17 protein-coding genes and 5 tRNA genes are annotated in these 18,335 nt (G+C 23.9%); 18 read left to right on the forward strand and 4 right to left on the reverse strand.

Features of this window, described 5'->3' with window-relative positions; genetic code table 4:
- From T405_RS02550 to T405_RS04065, 4 genes are all read left to right on the forward strand, one after another.
- Nucleotides 1-410, forward strand: a 410-nt coding sequence (locus T405_RS02550) for a glycoside hydrolase family protein (RefSeq protein ID WP_036430791.1), incomplete at its 5' end; no start/stop codon positions are given.
- Between the two features lies 1 nt (nucleotide 411).
- Entirely contained in the window at nucleotides 412-1,962 is a 1,551-nt protein-coding gene (locus T405_RS02555) for an ATP-binding cassette domain-containing protein (RefSeq protein ID WP_036430793.1), read from the forward strand.
- Nucleotides 1,962-2,780 carry an ABC transporter transmembrane domain-containing protein gene (locus tag T405_RS04060; RefSeq protein ID WP_258408964.1) on the forward strand — a complete coding sequence of 273 codons (819 nt, stop codon included), beginning with the start codon at nucleotides 1,962-1,964 and terminating at the stop codon, nucleotides 2,778-2,780. Before T405_RS02555 ends, T405_RS04060 begins: the two co-directional genes overlap by 1 nt.
- Before the next feature lie 99 nt (nucleotides 2,781-2,879).
- A complete protein-coding gene (locus T405_RS04065; RefSeq protein ID WP_258408965.1) occupies nucleotides 2,880-3,572 on the forward strand; it encodes an ATP-binding cassette domain-containing protein in 693 nt (230 codons plus the stop codon).
- A gap of 84 nt (nucleotides 3,573-3,656) precedes the next feature.
- Here T405_RS04065 and T405_RS02565 read toward each other — a convergent pair whose 3' ends face one another.
- The 4 genes from T405_RS02565 to lepA all read right to left on the reverse strand — a co-directional run bounded on the left by T405_RS02565 (nucleotide 3,657) and on the right by lepA (nucleotide 9,171).
- Nucleotides 3,657-4,553: a type II restriction endonuclease gene (locus T405_RS02565; RefSeq protein WP_051619545.1), complete on the reverse strand. Its 897-nt coding sequence runs from the start codon at nucleotides 4,551-4,553 to the stop codon at nucleotides 3,657-3,659.
- Entirely contained in the window at nucleotides 4,543-5,373 is an 831-nt protein-coding gene (locus T405_RS02570) for a DNA adenine methylase (protein WP_036430795.1), read from the reverse strand. The genes T405_RS02565 and T405_RS02570 overlap by 11 nt, the downstream gene beginning before the upstream one ends.
- Nucleotides 5,374-5,442: 69 nt before the next feature.
- A complete protein-coding gene (locus T405_RS02575) occupies nucleotides 5,443-7,350 on the reverse strand; it encodes a M13-type metalloendopeptidase (protein WP_036430797.1) in 1,908 nt (635 codons plus the stop codon).
- A 12-nt stretch (nucleotides 7,351-7,362) separates the two neighbouring features.
- Nucleotides 7,363-9,171 carry a translation elongation factor 4 gene (gene lepA, locus T405_RS02580; RefSeq protein ID WP_036430798.1) on the reverse strand — a complete coding sequence of 603 codons (1,809 nt, stop codon included), beginning with the start codon at nucleotides 9,169-9,171 and terminating at the stop codon, nucleotides 7,363-7,365.
- A 143-nt stretch (nucleotides 9,172-9,314) separates the two neighbouring features.
- Between lepA and T405_RS02585 the strand changes: the two genes are divergently transcribed.
- The 14 genes from T405_RS02585 to T405_RS02645 all read left to right on the forward strand — a co-directional run bounded on the left by T405_RS02585 (nucleotide 9,315) and on the right by T405_RS02645 (nucleotide 17,818).
- The gene (locus T405_RS02585; protein ID WP_156951243.1) at nucleotides 9,315-10,025 is read left to right on the forward strand and encodes an MAGa3780 family membrane protein; all 711 of its coding nucleotides are present in this window, start codon (nucleotides 9,315-9,317) and stop codon (nucleotides 10,023-10,025) included.
- A 198-nt stretch (nucleotides 10,026-10,223) separates the two neighbouring features.
- Nucleotides 10,224-12,002 carry a Vmc-like lipoprotein signal peptide domain-containing protein gene (locus T405_RS02590; RefSeq protein ID WP_036430800.1) on the forward strand — a complete coding sequence of 593 codons (1,779 nt, stop codon included), beginning with the start codon at nucleotides 10,224-10,226 and terminating at the stop codon, nucleotides 12,000-12,002.
- Between the two features lie 78 nt (nucleotides 12,003-12,080).
- Complete coding sequence (locus T405_RS02595) at nucleotides 12,081-13,055, forward strand: LacI family DNA-binding transcriptional regulator (protein WP_036430802.1); 975 nt, start codon at nucleotides 12,081-12,083, stop codon at nucleotides 13,053-13,055.
- A gap of 41 nt (nucleotides 13,056-13,096) precedes the next feature.
- Nucleotides 13,097-14,158, forward strand: a complete 1,062-nt coding sequence (locus tag T405_RS02600) for a potassium channel family protein (protein ID WP_036430804.1) — start codon at nucleotides 13,097-13,099, stop codon at nucleotides 14,156-14,158.
- Nucleotides 14,151-14,978 carry a deoxyribonuclease IV gene (locus tag T405_RS02605; RefSeq protein ID WP_036430806.1) on the forward strand — a complete coding sequence of 276 codons (828 nt, stop codon included), beginning with the start codon at nucleotides 14,151-14,153 and terminating at the stop codon, nucleotides 14,976-14,978. The genes T405_RS02600 and T405_RS02605 overlap by 8 nt, the downstream gene beginning before the upstream one ends.
- An 81-nt stretch (nucleotides 14,979-15,059) precedes the next feature.
- Nucleotides 15,060-15,212 carry a 50S ribosomal protein L33 gene (rpmG, locus tag T405_RS02610; RefSeq protein WP_036430808.1) on the forward strand — a complete coding sequence of 51 codons (153 nt, stop codon included), beginning with the start codon at nucleotides 15,060-15,062 and terminating at the stop codon, nucleotides 15,210-15,212.
- A gap of 45 nt (nucleotides 15,213-15,257) precedes the next feature.
- Nucleotides 15,258-16,316, forward strand: coding sequence for an aminopeptidase P family protein (locus tag T405_RS02615; RefSeq protein ID WP_036430810.1), 1,059 nt, complete (start codon nucleotides 15,258-15,260; stop codon nucleotides 16,314-16,316).
- Between the two features lie 103 nt (nucleotides 16,317-16,419).
- A complete protein-coding gene (locus T405_RS03735) occupies nucleotides 16,420-16,752 on the forward strand; it encodes a MurR/RpiR family transcriptional regulator (protein ID WP_051619547.1) in 333 nt (110 codons plus the stop codon).
- Nucleotides 16,753-16,994: 242 nt separating this feature from the next.
- A complete protein-coding gene (locus tag T405_RS03740; protein WP_051619548.1) occupies nucleotides 16,995-17,324 on the forward strand; it encodes a hypothetical protein in 330 nt (109 codons plus the stop codon).
- A 62-nt stretch (nucleotides 17,325-17,386) separates the two neighbouring features.
- Nucleotides 17,387-17,461, forward strand: a tRNA-Asn gene (locus tag T405_RS02625).
- A gap of 5 nt (nucleotides 17,462-17,466) precedes the next feature.
- A tRNA-Glu gene (locus tag T405_RS02630) sits at nucleotides 17,467-17,542 on the forward strand.
- Between the two features lie 4 nt (nucleotides 17,543-17,546).
- A tRNA-Val gene (locus tag T405_RS02635) sits at nucleotides 17,547-17,622 on the forward strand.
- A 1-nt stretch (nucleotide 17,623) separates the two neighbouring features.
- Nucleotides 17,624-17,699 (forward strand) — tRNA-Thr (locus tag T405_RS02640).
- A 34-nt stretch (nucleotides 17,700-17,733) separates the two neighbouring features.
- A tRNA-Leu gene (locus tag T405_RS02645) sits at nucleotides 17,734-17,818 on the forward strand.
- Nucleotides 17,819-18,335: the final 517 nt, after the last annotated feature.

Raw genomic sequence — 18,335 nt, forward strand, 5'->3', positions numbered from 1 at the left:
TGCAGAACACTTATTTTTTAATGGAAAAAAATAACTCACCATATTTATTAGACGGAACTATGGGCATTTTATATTTACTTTGTTTTTATTCATTTAGATTTGACAATAATGATTTCTTTGATGAAATAGAAAAAATAAGCAAAATTACATTATTATGATTTTCAAGAAAAATAGGATTAGGTAATGGTTATGCAGGTATCTTATTAGTTAATCATTTGATTAGCAAAATATTTTTAATTGATTATCTATCATTAAAAAATAAATATCTTATTGGAAATTTCTATCAATATGTTAAAGATGAAAAGATATTAGATTATGATTTCAAAGAAATAGACAATAGTTTTTTAAAAGGGTATAAAGGACTATATTTCTTATTATCGATTTATAAAAAAGAAAGTGAGGTGAACTAATTTGAAAAAGTACTTTAATAAAAAAATTTTGTTATTATTTATTTCTTTATTTTATTTCTTAGTTGTAATAAGCAGTTCGTTAATTATTTTTTTCACTACTGAATTAATTTCTAATCTACAATCACACAATCAAACTAAAGTAAATTTACACATTATATTGATAACAGTTTTTGTTGTTATTTTCATAATAAGTTCATTTATGAATTTATTATGAAAAAATAAATGAAACTATTATATTAATTTAAATTTAAACAATGATGTTATTAATAAAATAAGTACATTAACATCATTAGAAGTAGAAAAAAATGATCAAGGTAAATATTTAAGTTGAATAAAGTTTAGAATACCAGAAATAAGGAGACTTGTCTTTAATATGCTTTTTTCAACTACATTAAATTTTCTTACGAATTTAATAACACTAATTCTTTTATTTATCGTTAGTTGAAAATTATCTTTGATTGGTTTAAGTATATTGTTTATGAGTTTTATCTTACCAATATTTTTATCAGTTATAGCAGGTTCAATACATAACAAGTTTAATAAAGAACAAGAAAAAATCATGTCATTATTTACTAATGTTTTTAAAGGTTTTGAAATGTTGTTTTATTTAGGAAAAGAAGAGAAAATTTTATTATTTATTGACAATTTAATTTTAAGATTAATAAAAAGTATAGACAAAAAACAGTCTAAAGTAATCGTTATAGAGTTATTAAGTAGTTCTGTTCAGCAACTAAGTAATACTTTATTCTTATTTTTAATTGGTTATTTTATTTTATTTTTAAATGAACCTATAAGTTCCTTATTTGTATTACCATCATTATTTTTAAACTTTAGTATAAATTTAAGAGAGTTTTTATTTTTATTACAAAATGTTATATCCTATAAAACATATATAAAAGAATTTTCAAATTATTCATTGCCAAATAATAATTTTGAAAAAATTCAAATAAATGAAATAAGATTTGAGAATCTATCATTCAAATATAACGAAGATTATGTATTCAAAGATTTTAACTTTACTTTCCTGAAAAATAAAAAATATGCAATTATTGGCAAATCGGGTTCAGGTAAATCGACCTTGATAAAAATACTTTTAAAACAAATAAATAATTATGAAGGTAACATTTATATAAATAATAAAAATTTAAAAGAAATTCGCACTAATGATTTAATAAATTCTCTTACATTTTTAGATACATCAGAAAATTTATTTTATGATTCAATATATAACAATATTACTTTGTGAGAAGAAAATCAATTTGAGAAAGCAATTAATAGTCTGGAAAAAGCTGATTTAAAAGATTTAGATATAAATTTAACAATAGATGAAAATCAAAATCTATCTACTGGTCAAAAACAAAAAATTAATTTTGCTAGGTTTTTTTATAGAAACCATAACACACTAATCACAGACGAGAGTTTTTCTAACATTGATAAAGATAGTGTTAAAAGAATATTAAGTAATTTAAAAGAAACGTTATTAATCAATATCACACATAATATTGTCGATTCATCTTTATATGATGAAGTTATAAACATAGAAAGGAATTAATGCAAAAAATTCTAAAAGATATAAAAGCACCATTTATAACATTTTTATTTTTAGCAACAATTTTATTGTTATTTGAAACGAGCATTAGCATTTTAGAATCTTTTGTAATTGATTCTATTGCTAATAATTTTGAAATAATAGAGAACAATTCATTTTTATCATTTTTATTATTAATAATTTTTATAATTATAGGACAATTACTAAACTTATTCTTTAACTATTTCTATTATAAATTAAATAATAAGTTTAGTTTATATGTGGGAAGGTCAATTTCACAAAATTTTTACAATCAATATAAAAAAGCTGATATAGAATCAGTGAAAAAATACTCACCTGAACAAGCATTTAACTTCATTTTTAATAATTCAGGAAATATTTTACAATCATCATTATTACCATTAATAAGTATAATATCAGTTTCTATAAATTTTATTTTTGTAATTATTTACTTTGGTTTTTATAATTGAATTATATTATTGTTAGTTTTATCATTGTTAATTCTAAATTCCTTTTCCAAATTTTTATTTTTTAAGAAAACAGAATTTTATGTCCAAGAAAATCAAGAATTATTTAATAGATTAACTTCTGAAGTATCATATTACTTAGAAAGATATTCAGTGCTTTATTTTGCTAATAAACAAAATTTATTAATTAAAAAACTAGAAAATTCTATATATAAATACTGTCAAATTCTTTATAAAAAAGATAGATTATCCATTTGAGACTCTGAAATATCATCAGCAATTTTAGAATTAACAAAACTTGTGGGTTTGATTTTATTATCATTATTTTACTTAAAAAATCAATTCGGAATCTAATTAGGAATTATTTACTTTTTTATTAAAATCATTACTGATTTAAAAAGCGAGTTTATTACATTAATCACTGACTTTCAAAAGTTTTTTGCTTCATTAATTTTATATAAATCACTTGATTTAAAATTAAAAGAAGAAAAAAATCATAAACAAATAGAAGAAATAAAAACTATAAAAATAAAAAACCTAACTCTAAAACAAACAAGTAAAACACTTTTTGAAAATCTTTCTATTGAAATTCAAAAAGACAAGAAATATTTAATTATTGGAGAATCGGGAGTTGGCAAATCTACATTTATAAAATCTATATTAAATATGCATAACAACTATGAAGGTTCAATCTATATTAATGAGTATAAAAGTACTGAATATAACACTAGAGAAATATTAAAAAGAATAACCTATTTAAGTCCTGAAAACTTTGTTTTTGACTTAGACATAAAAAATAACGTTAATTTATTTGATGACAAAAAAATAGAAGAGATTTTAGACTTTTTTGAATTAAAAAACGAAGTTATTTATGAATTAGAAAATCAAAATTTTGTGTCAGGTAATCAATTATCTTTAGGTCAACAACAAAGATTATCATTAGCAAGAACATTTTTTTATGATAAAGATATATATATTTTAGATGAATCATTATCTAATTTAAACAAAGAGCTAAGAAATAAAATTTTAAACAAATTAATCTCATTAAATAAAACAATAATATTTATTTCACATCACTTAGACACATCAGAAATTACTTTATTTGATGAAGTTATAAATTTAAACCATTATGTAAAAAACAACTAATAATTATAATTTTCATTTGTTTCTCCATAATTAAAAAATAAATCGATACTACTAATATATAGAAGAAAACGATTTATTTTTTAATTACAATTTATTATTAATTTTATTAACCTTTGGACTTAAATTCTTTAAAATTCCGTTTTCTAAATCTTTAATATTATATAAATGAGGAATAGTTCCAAATACATCTTCTAAAATTTTTTTAGAACCTTTTCAACCAATTCCGTCTGTGATTCATATAAAATTAAAACCATCAATGCTTTTTGATTCTAAATATAAATTTTTGTAACTTCTTGCTACTTCATTAAGTTTTGAACCATTCTTTTGATAGAAATTACATTCAATACAATAAATATTATTAAATTTATCTAATAAAATAAAATCAAATTGTTTCTCTAATATATCATTATTAAAAGAATTATTCAAATTTACACTAGTAAAGACTTTTCTTAATGTTGTTTGTTTAAAATATGTATGATTTTCTATATAACCTGAATCAAGAATGTGATTTTCAATTATGGTCTCCATACTTTTACCAGTTCTATTTTTTCTAGAATTAGAATCTAAACCAACTTCAACTCCTAAAACATAATCTACTAAATTATTAATTATTTTGTTGGAAATTAAATCTAACAAACCAGTTTTATCTAAAAATAATAAATATTCATCTAAGCTATTTCATTCGTCCTTAAACCTAAAAATGCAATTTGATTCTTTTGTCAGAATTTTTATTTCTTTTTCTCTTGTAGCCAATAGAATTGGTATAACTTTTATTGTTTCTGGATACTTAATTAGTATATGTTTGAATTCTTCTTTAATGTTTTTTGACCCTATCAACGAATTTAAAATATTTAATTCAACCTTGTATTTTTGTACATTCTCAAAAGATTTTTGGAAATCAACAAAATACTTTCAACCAGTAATTGTGTCTTTTAAATCATTAAATCAATATTTGAAATCTCTTTTATTTTTATCTGTCATAATTAATAATTAACACTTCCTCAACTGCTCCTCTACCATCACCTTTTGAATTTATATTTCTTTTAGCATGTACAATAAAAATTTTATAATCTTTGTATAAATTTTGTATGAATTCTGTATTATGGTTACTTAACATTAATTTCACACCTTTTTTATCCAATTCTTGAAATACTTTAAAAAGTCTTATTTGCTCACTTTTATTGAAATTATTTTGATCATATGAAGTAAACGTTATTTTATTTTCATAATTATCATAAGGAGGATCTAAATAGACAAAATCACCCTTATTTGCGTATTTTAAACACTCTTCAAAATCTATGTTCATTAATTGATTGTTAGAATTTTGTAAATATTGATGAATTTGAAGTATATTATCATAGTCATATAAATTTACTTTTTCTTTCTTTCCTGAGGGAACATTGAAAAAACCTTTTGAGTTAACTCGATATAAACCGTTAAAACAAGATTTATTCAAATAAATCATTCTTGCTGCTCTGACAACTTTATTAATTGAATTAAAATCACTAACTCTGTCCATATTTCTGATTTGATAAAAATACTCTTCATTATGATTATTTTGGTGAATTTTTAAATTATTTAACAAATCATTAAAATATTTTCTATTTTTTATTACTTGATATAGATTAATTAATTCACTATTAACATCATTTATAATAAAATTTTCAGGTTTTATATTAAATAACACTGCACCACCACCAACAAAAGGTTCAATATATGTGTTAAAGTCTTTTGGGATTAATTCATTAACTTTATTTAATAATTGTGTTTTACCACCAACTCATTTTAAAAAAGGTTTCATAATTCTCCGTTTAAAGTATATCAACATTTAATTTTAAAAACATAAATAAAAGATACTTTATAGTATCTTTTATCATATCTTTACACGTTTTGATGGTTTTATGTACATTTTGTCATTTTCGGTTATTTTAAAGAAGTCTTGAAATTCATCCATATTAGCAGCAACTATATTTGCTCTGATTTTAGCGGGTGCATGAACATCAGAATCTAATAATCTTTTTGCAGTTCCTTCTTTATAAACAGATCTTCATGCTTTTGCCCAACTTATAAAGAATTCTTCAAGAGAAAAGTCTGGTTCTCTTTTTGCAGCTTCTAAAGCACAACTTAGTCCACCAATATCTGCTATATTTTCAGAAACAGTTAATTTACCATTAACTGGACCATATTTAGTTTCTCTTTTGTCATACAATTCAATGACACTTTGAGTTCTTTTTTGGAATTCTTTTAAATCATTTTCAGTTCATCAATTATTTAATGCACCATTTTCATCAAATTGAGCTCCATTATTATCGAACCCATGAGAAATTTCATGAGCAATAACAGCACCAATTGATCCATAATTAGATGATTTAGATGCATTTATATTATAAAAAGGAGAAGAAAGAATTCCAGCAGGAAAGACAATGTGATTTTTAGTTGGATTATAATAAGCATTAACAGTAGCAGGTGACATACCTCATAATTTCTTGCTTTCACTCTTATGATATAAAGAAAGATTGTAATTAGTAATATGTTTACTAAATTTTCTTATATTTTCAAAAATATTTGAACCATCTTGATATGTTTTAACCATAAATTTCTCATAATATGGTCTTATTTCTTTTGGGAATCCAACCATATAATCAAATTTATTTAATTTAATAATTGCTTTTTGAATTGTTTCTTTTGAAAGTCAATCATTTTTTTGTAATCTTTCTTTGTAGATTTCAATCATTGATTGAACCATATATTCAACATCTTCTTTTGCTTTTTGACCAAAATATTCATGAGCATAAAACATACCTAAAGGCATTCCGAAGTATTTAGATGTTAAGTCAAAAGCATAATCTGATAAACTTCTTTCTTTATTTATTGAATAAACAGTTTTTTTGTATTCTGTTGCCTTAATTCTGATTTTTTCTGATAAATAACTTGTATTACTTAATAAATTGTTTATAAATAATAAGTCTTTGTATAAAGCAAAATTTTCTTCAGAGAAAATTTTGTCAAAATTTTCATATAGTCTTAAATTAGGAATAGATGCTTCTGTAACCTCTTGACCAATAATTAAATCTAATAAATTAATAAGATTAAATTTATTGATATAACCATTTAATTCATCTCTTTGTTTTAAATTATATAAAGCAACATAATTTGCTTGTTCTACAGAACTTAATAAATAATCTTTTAATAAGTCATCGAATTTGATTGCGTTTTCTACCATAGATTCAGATTTTTGCTTACTAAATCCATAATCTATCAATAAATCTACAACCATATTTTTTCAAGAAGTTAATAATTTAGTTTTTTCAATTTCTTGTTGATATGTTTCTTTAGAAGGTAATATACAACTTAAAGAATCTAACCAAACAATTTTTTTGGTATTTTCTACAAAATCCTCATAAACTTGAATTTCTACAGGAAGTGAATTATAAGATAATCAAAAATCCCTATCTTGATTATATAAATCAGAAAATGAGTTTATTTCTAAAAGTTTGTTTAAGTAGTTTTTGATAGGTTTTCAAGAAAGTTCTTCACGTTTATTCTCATCTAAAATCATTGAATGAAACTTAATCATTTCTTTTAATAAAGGATATTTAGAGGGTATTTTCTTTTTATTAGTACTTCAATCAAAAATTAAACTTTTTAAAAGTTTCTCTAATTTAATATCTAATTCCACAAAAGAACTAATCGATGATCTATCATCTGGTATTTTTGCTTCTTTTAATCATTCATAGTTAACATATTCAAAAAAATCATCTTTTAATAATGGTTTCATAATTTCTCCTTTTTATTTTTTAGGTTCAATGTTTGTTTTTAAAACAGATAAGAAAGCTTCTTGAGGGACTTCAATACTTCCAAGTTTCTTCATTCTCTTTTTACCTTCTTTTTGTTTTTTAAGTAATTTTTGTCTTCTGGTTACATCACCACCATAAAGTTTAGCAGTAACGTCTTTTCTATATGCTTTTATTGTTTCTCTTGCTATTATTTTACCACCAATAGTAGCTTGAACTGGCACTTCAAAGTTTTGTCTAGGGATGGCATCTTTTAATTTAACACATAATTCTCTTGCTTGTTCATATGCTTTATCTTTATGTGCAATAATAGAAAAAGCATCTACTTTATCACCATTTAATAAAATATCAACTTTAACTAAATCACTTTCTCTATAACCAATTCACTCATATTCAAATGATGCATATCCTTTAGTAGTAGATTTTAATCTATCAAAAAAATCAAAAATTGTTTCTCCTAAAGGAAGTTCATAAACAACAGAAGAACGCTTAGAATCAATCATTTCTAAAGATTTATAGATACCTCTTTTATTTTGACATAGTTCCATTACATTACCAATATATTCATTAGGTATAAAAATGTTTGCTTGTATGTAAGGTTCTTCTATTTTTTCAATAAATGTTCTATCAGGAAGCAAAGTAGGGTTAGCAATCATTTCTATTTCACCTTTGGTTGTAGTGACTTTATATTCAACACTAGGACTAGTAGCAATAATTCCAACTTTATATTCCCTATCTAATCTTTCTTGAAGTATTTCCATGTGTAATAAACCAAGAAACCCTACCCTAAAACCAAAACCAAGCGCTTTAGATGTTTCTTGTTCTCATGAGATTGATGAATCACTTAGTGAAATTTTCTCTAAACTTTCTTTTAATAATGAATAATCTCTTGTATCAACTGGATAAAATCCAGTAAAAACAACTGGTTTCATTTTTTTATAACCAGGTAATGCAGTTTGTGTAGGATTATCTATTAATGTTATTGTATCACCGACATTAACTTCTTTTGCATCTCTAATTGCAGCAGATACTCAACCAACTTCACCTGCTTCTAATCATTCTTTTTTACTTTCGTGTGGATTTCTTATTCCTAGTTCAATAACATGATAATTATTAGCATCATCTTTCCGAGACATAAATTTAAATTTATCACCTACTTTTAGTTTACCCTCAAAGATACGTACTAACATTACAACGCCTCTGTAAGGGTCAAAATAACTATCAAAAATTAATGCTTTTAGAGGTTTGTTATCATCTGCATTTTTAGGTGCTGGAATATATTTAATAATTGCATCTAGCAAATTATCAACACCTAAACCAGTTTTAGCAGAAACTAAAACAGCATTTTCAGTAGGTATTCCAATAACATCTTCTATTTCTTTTTTAACACCTTCAACATCAGCAGAAGGTAAATCTATTTTGTTTATTACAGGAATAATTTCAAGATTATTTTCTAGAGCTAAATAAACGTTAGCTAGTGTTTGAGCTTCTATTCCCTGAGTTGCATCCACAAGCAATAACGCACCTTCGGATGCAGCAAGTGATCTAGAAACTTCATAAGTAAAATCAACATGACCAGGAGTATCTATTAAATGAAAGATATAGTCTTTGTGTTTTATTTGAACAGCATTTAATTTTATTGTTATACCACGCTCTTTTTCTAATTCCATCGAATCTAAAAATTGTTCTTTTAAGTCTCTAGAAGCAACGGTGTTTGTTTTTTCTAAAATTCTATCAGCTAAAGTACTTTTTCCATGATCTATATGAGCAATAATAGAAAAATTTTTAATTTTTGATTTATCCATAATTATTAATAATAATATCACATTTTAATCTAATATATCTATACATACTCTAGTAAAGAAATCATATTTTAAAAATTCATTTAATTTTGTTTATAAAGTGATATATTAATTAAATGAAAACAAAATTTAAAAAAAGAGAATTATTGTTACTTATATTTGGTTTATTAATAATTTTCTTAACTTCTTTTTTTGTTATAGAGAATATTGTTAACTTTAAACCAAAAGAGTTCAAAGAAGGTTCGAAAGTAACTTTTCATATAATTTTTAAAAACTATACATCTTTATTTTATTTTACTAACCAAAGTAATTTATTTCTAGGTATAGCAATGGTATTATTATCACTTAAACCAAATTGTAAACACAGAAAACAATTATTCTTTGGAACAACAGTTTTAATAAGCATAACTTTTATTATTTATTGAGCACTAATTTCTTGAAACTCAAATTGAAGTGACTGATTAGGTTCAGTCAGGTCAATAACAACTCATTGCATTCACCCAATAATAGGTTTTATCTTTTTATGATTTTATAAAAAAGAAATTGAATTGAACAAAAAAGTATTCACCTATACTTCAATTTATGTTTTAGGTTACTTTTTCTTTAGTTTCATATTGTTTTTTAGTACATACAAAGAATGATTTGGTAAAAAACAAGGAGTTATAATATATTCATTTCTAGATTTTGTAGAACCTTTATTCTATAAAAAAGGAAATATATATTTAGTTGTATTTTTAGATTTATTGATATTTGTTATAGGATTTATGATACCTTTTGGTTTATCGTGATTTTGAAAATCAGTTTATAAAATTAAATATAGTAAAGAAAAATTTTTAAAAAGAAAAAATGATGTATAATATATGTGAACCTTGTTAATTAAACAAGAATGAGATATATTATTCTTATATATCACTGCTTGAGATAACTCTCCTTTCTCATAATAATTTCAAAAGACAGAAATGTCTTTTTTATTTACCTTATAAATTTTTAATATTTTAAAAATATTATAAAATAAAATAATATTTAAAATTTTTTATTATATATAAGAGGGAATTATGAAAAAAATTAAAAAAATCATTTTATCATTAGGTTTGGTTTCTTCAATTGCTTCGGTTGCAAGTGTAGTATCATGTAAAGATGATAAAGAACCAGGGACAACAAAGACTCCAGAACCTGAAAAAATTGAAACACCAGAAGAAAGAGAATTAAAACAATTAAGATCTGAATTAAATGAATTATTGGGTAAAATTACTGAAAAAGGTGATTATGCACAACAAATAGAAAATGGGGATAAAAATAATTTATCATTATTAAAATTAGTTTTGCAAAATTTATTAACAAGTGAAATTTCAAAAGAAAAAACAACTTGATTAGAAACAATTAAAAATGCATTTGATGAGTCATCTTTAGTAAAAACTGAATTAATTACTAAACTGTCTTTAGCAAGTAATAAAGAAGTAATTTCTGAAGTAATTCAAGAATTTCACAATCACTTTAATCAATTAAAAACAAATATTACAGAAGAATGACTAAACAAAATTAATAACAAAGAAGAATTAGTCCAAGAAATGAATTCATTGGAAGAAAATGAAGCAAGATTTTCAGAATTTGTTCAAAAAGTAATAAATAAATATGATGAAGAAAAACAACCTGAATTAGATGGTAAAAAAACTTCAGTAAACGAAAAAATACAAGCATTAAAATTAGATGCAAAAGGGAAAAAAGAATTAACCGATAAAGTATCAGAAATTACTAAATATTCTGAATTAATCAATTTTGAAACAAATGAACTAGAAGCAATTATCCAAAGAGAAAAATTAGATGAACAAAGAGAATTTGAATCTAAAAAATTAGAAATAGAAACATATTTAACATTATTAACCACAGAAGAAATTGGGGATAAAGATTTTGCTTCTAAATTAACAAGTATTCAAAATTCAACTGAGGCAGATTCATTGTTAAATGAAGTTAAAAATGCATATGGAAGTACATCAACACCAGAAAAAATTAATAAAGTAAAAGAATTAATTAATCAAGAGGTTGAAAAATTAACAACAACCGAAGGAAATAAAATAAAGAAAAAAGTTACTGACAATTCTACATTAGAACAATTACTTACAATTTTTACAGAAGCAAGATCAAAATATCAAGAAGAATTTAAAAAAGATCGCGACTTGACTTTAACAAACGAAAAAACTCTTAGAAGTTATGAACCAAATAGCAACTATGATTTTATTTCTCAAATAGATGCTGCAAAAACAAAAGAAGAACTTAAAACAATACGTGATGAAATAGTTAGATTAATAAGAACACATAAGCCACGTTTATTTGAAACAGAAAATGCGTATACAAGAAACACACCTTATTCAGCAACTAGAGTTCCAAGTGATGCACCTGCAGTTTTACCAGATGGTGCATATAGAGTTAATACAATAACTACAACTAGAAATAATAATTACATTGCTATTTATTCAAGTACACCACAAATGGTTAGAACTTACAAATTAAATGAAGAAGAACAAACAATAAGAGAGAATTTAATAGCATTAAAAAATAGAATTTTAAAAGAATTTTATGATGAAACACCAACAAATGGATCAAAAACTTATACATTTAAAGTAGCATTCCAAAATAACAGAGCAAGAGAAATCTCTGCTTCTAAATTATTATATTCAATAGATAGAGCATTAATTGATGGATACTTTTATCAAGAAGTTTATGATAAATATCTAGGTAAAGAAGAAGATGGTAAAACATTTGGAGCAACACCATATCATTCATTCTGATATTTAAAAAATACAACTCTAGGTAATACAACAAACTCAAATATATAGAAAAAAATGTGGAAAAATTCATACAAAAAAATTATTGTGGAAATTTCCACATTTTTTTATTTTTTATATAATAAATAAATGATTAATAAAAAACAACTTTCATATAAAGATATTTCAGAAGAAACTGGTGTTTCAATATCAACAATTTCGAGATTTTATAACAGAGGTTATGTTTCGAAAAAAACAAAAGAAAAAATACAAAGAGTGGTAAAAGAAAAAGAATATTATCCAAACCACGGAGCAAGATTGATTAGAGGAAGAGATAATTCAGTATTTATTATAATGCCAATTTGGGCGCAAAACTTATATGCAAGTATTGTCAGTGGTATTAGTATAGCTTGTGTTAAGTCAGGAAGAAAAGTAAACACTACTTATTCTGGTCCATCAACAAAAGAATATATTGAAACATTAAGATATGTTATGTCTTGGAAACCAACTGCTATTGTTGTGTTTATTCCTCAATATGATAAAGAATTGTTTGATTTCATAAGAAAAATAGAAGATATGGCAGTTATTATATACGGACACCAGGTTGAAAATTGCAATTGAATTAAACCAGATATCACAAAAGGTTTTTTTGATTTAACTACCAAAGTTGTTAATAATTCAAAATTTAGTGAACGCAAATCTATTTTTGTAACTGATGAGCGTTTATCAGAATCACAAGCAATAGAGCGAAGACAAGGTTATGAAAGAGCTTGTATCGAAAATAATTGAGAAATTCATGAATTTAAATTAAATTCTAAAAAAGAAATTGATGATGTAATTAAATTGCATAATTATATGAAAGAACATAAAATTAAAAATGTAATTTGTTCAACTCATGAAGTTTTTGTTTCATTGGCATTAATTTTAGGAACTCGTGAATACTTTTTTACTGATATAGGTTATCAGTCAATTTATGATAATATTAAAAAATATACAGCAAAAATATTTATAGATTATCCAAATATAGGTTTTAAAATAGAAAATATGATTACTGTCTATAAAGAACATAGAGAAACTGTTTCTAAAATAATTCCTATAGAAATAGTAGATCCAAATAGAAAATAATCAGAATTTTCTGATTATTTTCTTATTAAATTAGGAGAAAAATGCAAAAAATTAAAAAAAAATATAATAGTTTTCATATATTATTAACAAGTATTGTTTGATCTACAAGAGAATTTGATAGTCAAATTAAGTTAAAATTAAGAAAACTAAATTTATTAAGATTAGTTTATGTAATTTTAGTTATTCTGACTTCCTTGATTTCTGTTTTTTCATTACTTACACCACCAAAATCTATTCAAGGGGAATGAGGAACAATGGTAATTGTTTTACAAATATTTACCTTTTTCTTCTTTTTATTTGATTATGTTACACACTTTATTACATATAGAAAATATAAGAAATTAGACAAAAAAACTAGAATCTGAAAAAGCACGCTAAAATATATTTTTTCATTTAAAGGAATTGTTATTTTATTATGCGTATTAACATCACTTCATGTTATAGAATATATAGCATATATAGATAATGAGACATTGAAAACAGTTAATTTATTTAAAATCTTAAACTTATCTAGATTTTTAAGATTGTTTATTGTTTTAACTTATTTTGCACCATTTGCAATTATAGTTAATGCTTTTTCAAAACAAAAGAAAATACTAACCTATGTTTTATTAATAGCATTTTTGTTAATTTTAGTATTTTCTATATTAATATGAAATACAGAAGGTGTTCATTTAGAAGAAACTCAGTTACAATGATTATCAGATAAAAATATCAATCAATCTGATTGAAAAATTTATTTAACTTACTTAGGTTTATTTGACAATGAACAAGAAATATTTTTTAATAGCAATAAAGAAATTCTTGAACCAAACTTAAGTAGATTTAATGAGATATTACAAGAATATAAAGATTTATCTAACGGATATGTTGTATCTTTTATTGATGCATTATATTTTTCTACAATAACACTAACTACTATTGGTTATGGTGATTATTTACCTCATTCATCATTAACTAAAATAATAGTTTCATTAAACGCATTAATAGCTTTAGCTATTATAGCAATTCCATCAGGGGTTATTGCTGGAGCATTTTTAAACGAAACACAAGAACATATCAAAAATAAATATAAACATAAAGGAGAAAATAAAAATGATTAAATTGGGGTCTCATATTTCTTTTAAAGCACCACATTATTTACCTGGAGCAGTAAAAGAATCTTTAGATAATAAGGCAAATACAATGATGATTTATTTAGGTGCTCCACAAACTACAAAAAGAGTAGATGTCCAAAAATATAAATTAGATCAATATTTAAAGGATTACTCAGATAAAATAAAACAAGAAGATATTATAGTTCATGCACCATACATCATTAATCCTGCTAGTTTAACAAAATATTCTTTCTCAAATGATTTTTTAATCCAAGAAATAAAAAGAATGAATTATTTAGGATTAAAATACTTAGTTTTACATCCTGGAGCACATACTGAATTTAGTGTTCAAGAAGCTTTAGACCAATTAATTGATTCATTAAAATATATTTTAGAAAACACAAATGACGTTGTTATTTGTATAGAAACAATGAGTGGCAAGGGAACAGAAATAGGAGTTAATTTTGAACAAATTCGATATATCTTAGATTGAGTTAAATCCGATAGAGTTCAAGTTTGTTTAGATACATGCCACTTATGAGATTCAGGTTATGATATACAAAACTATGAAGAATTTAAAAAAGAATTAAAAAGGTGAAATTTATTAGAAAATGTTAAAGTTATTCACTTAAACGATTCAAAAAATGAAATTTTCTCTCATAGAGACAGACATGCAAATATTGGTGAAGGTACAATTGGAACAGAAACTCTAAAAAAATTCGTTCATGATAAAGACTTTGATAATATCCCAATTATTTTAGAAACTCCATGAAAAGAAACTGGACCAATTTATAAAGAAGAAATAGAATTATTGTTAAAAAAATAATCATTTTTTATTTTAAAAAAAACCCTTTTAACTTATAATTTTATTAAGAATATTTATATAAAATAATATTAAAGGAGCAACGTGGCAAGAGAAGGTTACACATTAGCATGTACAGATTGCAAAATGGAAAATTACATTTCTAAGAAAAATAAGAAAACTCATCCTGAAAAAGTAGAGTTAAATAAATATTGTTCAAAATGTAATGCTCATACTTCACACAAAGAAAAAAAATAATATTAATCACACATTGTTGTGATTTTTTATTAATAAAGGAAAAATATGAATAGAAAAAAATTAGATGAAATGTTTACAAAAACTGGTGTTGATGCTTTGATTTCGGAAGCACCACAAACTAGATTATGATATACAGGTATACAAACTACTGATGGATTTATAGTTATTGAAAAAAATCAAGCAACATTATTTGTTGATGGTAGATACATTGAATATGCACAAAAATATGCAAAAAATGTTGAAATAGTTTTAATTCAAGGTAATGCAATGTCTCAATGATTTAAGAATAAAAATTTTAAAAAAATTGCATTAGAAAAAGAATATTTAGTTAAAAATATTCAAGATAGAATAGTCTCTTTAGTTCAACCAGAATCAATAGAATGAGTTAGTGCTCAGGAATTAAGAATACTAAAAGATAAAGAAGAATTAAAACTAATTCAAAAAGCAGTTGATATTTCTTTGGAAGCATTACAAGAATTAAAATCATTTATCAAACCAGGTATGACAGAAAAAGAAGTAGCTGCAAAATTAAATTATTTAATGAAACTAAAAGGTGCAGAAAAAGAAGGTTTTGATGAAATAATTGCAACCGCAGAATCTTCTGCTGAACCACACCATCATCCAACTGATAAACAAATAAAAAACAACTCTTTATTAAAAATAGATTTTGGTGCACAATATAAAGGTTATACAGCAGACATTACTAGAACATTTATTTTTGGTGATGAAGAACTAACCACTGAAAAAGAAAAAGAAATTTTAAAAATAGTTCAAGAAGCAGCATCATTAGGTAGAAAACACGTTAAACCAGGAATTAAAGTATCAGAAATAGATAATGTATGTAGAGAATATATAACTCAAAAAGGTTATGGTCAATATTTTGTTCATTCAACGGGACACGGGTTAGGTATTGATGTTCATGAATTACCTAACGTATCTTCGCGTTCGGATTATATTTTAGAACCAGGAATGATAATAACAGTTGAACCAGGTATTTATATTCCTGGTTTAGGTGGTGCTAGAATAGAAGATGACGTTTTAGTTACAGAAACAAGTTATTATGTCTTTTCTAGGCCAGAAGAAACTAACGAAAAACCATTTTAATTAAAAAATAACTTTCAATAAACATCTATTTAATTATTGAAAGTCTTTTTTTAATAATTTTTTATGAACAAAATATATAAATAAATTACTATATAATTTTGATATGAAATTCGAAATTTTTGATGAATCTTTTTTAAATCAGTTAAAAATAAAGAAAAAAAGAAAAGTTTTAAATAACTTGATTGATTATATTGAAAATGAAACAGATAAATTTTTACAATCAAATACATTGCAAATTTCTGAGACTTTAAAAGTTTCTCAATCTGCTTTATCTAGAAACTCAAGATTCTTAGGTTTTAAAAATATACAAGAATTAAAATTATATGTAGCTAGAAAAACTCAATATTTAAAAGATAGAATATTAGAAAAAGAAAATCAATTTAACACAGTTGAAGAAACATTTAAAAACATAATGAATCATTATTTGTTTGAATAGAAAAAACAGCACAAAAAATTTTAGAAACTCATAACGTAGAAAAATACATAAAAACTCTTCTAGATTTTAAAATTCAACTTGTATTTGGGGTAGGAGAATCAGGAATAGTAGGAAAATACTTTTCTACTAGTTTAAGAAAAATAGGGTTTAACGTTATTTTTGCAGATGATATTCATACATTTTTTAGTTTCGGTGGTTTATTACAATTAAAAAAAGTTCACGTTACTTTAATTTCAAGAAGTATGAATACATTAGAAATAAAAAATATTCTTAAGTATTTGAATGAAAATGATTTACCTTATTCTGTATGAACAAGAAACACAGAATTAAGTTTTAAAAAAGCATCAAACGTTTTATATATAGATAGTATTAATCAAACATATCGTATAAGCTCTTTAGGTTCAAAAATTTCTACTTTCTTTTTAAGTGATGTAATATTTTCATATTTATCAAAAAAGATAGATAAGAACAGAAAGATTTTTTCAAGTATTAATGATTATATTAATAATTGAAATTCATTATTACCAAATGTAGATAGCAAAACAAATAAAAAAATAAATATTAAAAAATAATTTATATTTTTTTATTAGTTTTTAAAAATAGTGCTATAATAATAAAGCAATCGCTAGAAAGTGCCGATTTAGCTCAGCGGTAGAGCAGCTGGCTGTTAACCAGTTGGTCGTTGGTTCAATCCCAATAATCGGCGCCATTTATGGTCTGTTGGTGAAGCGGTTAACACACATGGTTTTCATCCATGCATGCACGGGTTCGATCCCCGTACAGACTGCCATTTTGGAAGATTAGCTCAGCTGGGAGAGCGTTGCCCTTACAAGGCAAATGTCATGGGTTCGAGTCCCTTATCTTCCACCATGCCGTCTTAGCTCAGTTGGTAGAGCAACTGACTTGTAATCAGTAGGTCGTAGGTTCGAGTCCTATAGACGGCACCATAGCGAGTGCTTTTTTTATTTAATAATCAATTTTGCGCGGATGGTGAAATTGGCAGACACGCTAGATTTAGGCTCTAGTGCTTTACAGCATGAGGGTTCAAGTCCCTCTTCGCGCACCATAATAAAAAATAATATTGTCAAATCAATATTATTTTTTTTTATCAAAATATCTATTGTATGTGTTTTCAGGAGATTTATAAAAAGTTGATTTAAAAAATATTTGTTCTTTTAAAGCTGGACAAAAAAGTTAACATTATAATGTTAACTTTTTTGTCCACCTTTACAATTCTGTGTTTTATAAAACGATTTAATATTCTTATATAAACCTAATGATTAAAATATTGATTATATAAAATAAATTTTTATTATAAATTTTTCATCAATCTATTATTTTCTTGATTAAATTATAACAAAGATTAAATAATTTACTTTTTTATAAAATAGCAAAACATAGGAATGTTATATCAAAAATATAAAAATTTATAAGATTATAAATTAATTCAGAATCAAAGAGTGGAAAACAATATTAGTTTTCGATTTTTTTCCTGCGTTTCCCAGAATCTCTAAAAATAGTTAGTTTTTAGAGATTTTTATATAACTATGTTATATAAACTTTTTAGTTTTTATACTTGTTAT

Origin of the sequence: Mycoplasmopsis felis ATCC 23391, from assembly GCF_000701865.1 — a bacterium.
Lineage (GTDB): Bacteria > Bacillota_I > Bacilli_A > Mycoplasmatales > Metamycoplasmataceae > Mycoplasmopsis > Mycoplasmopsis felis.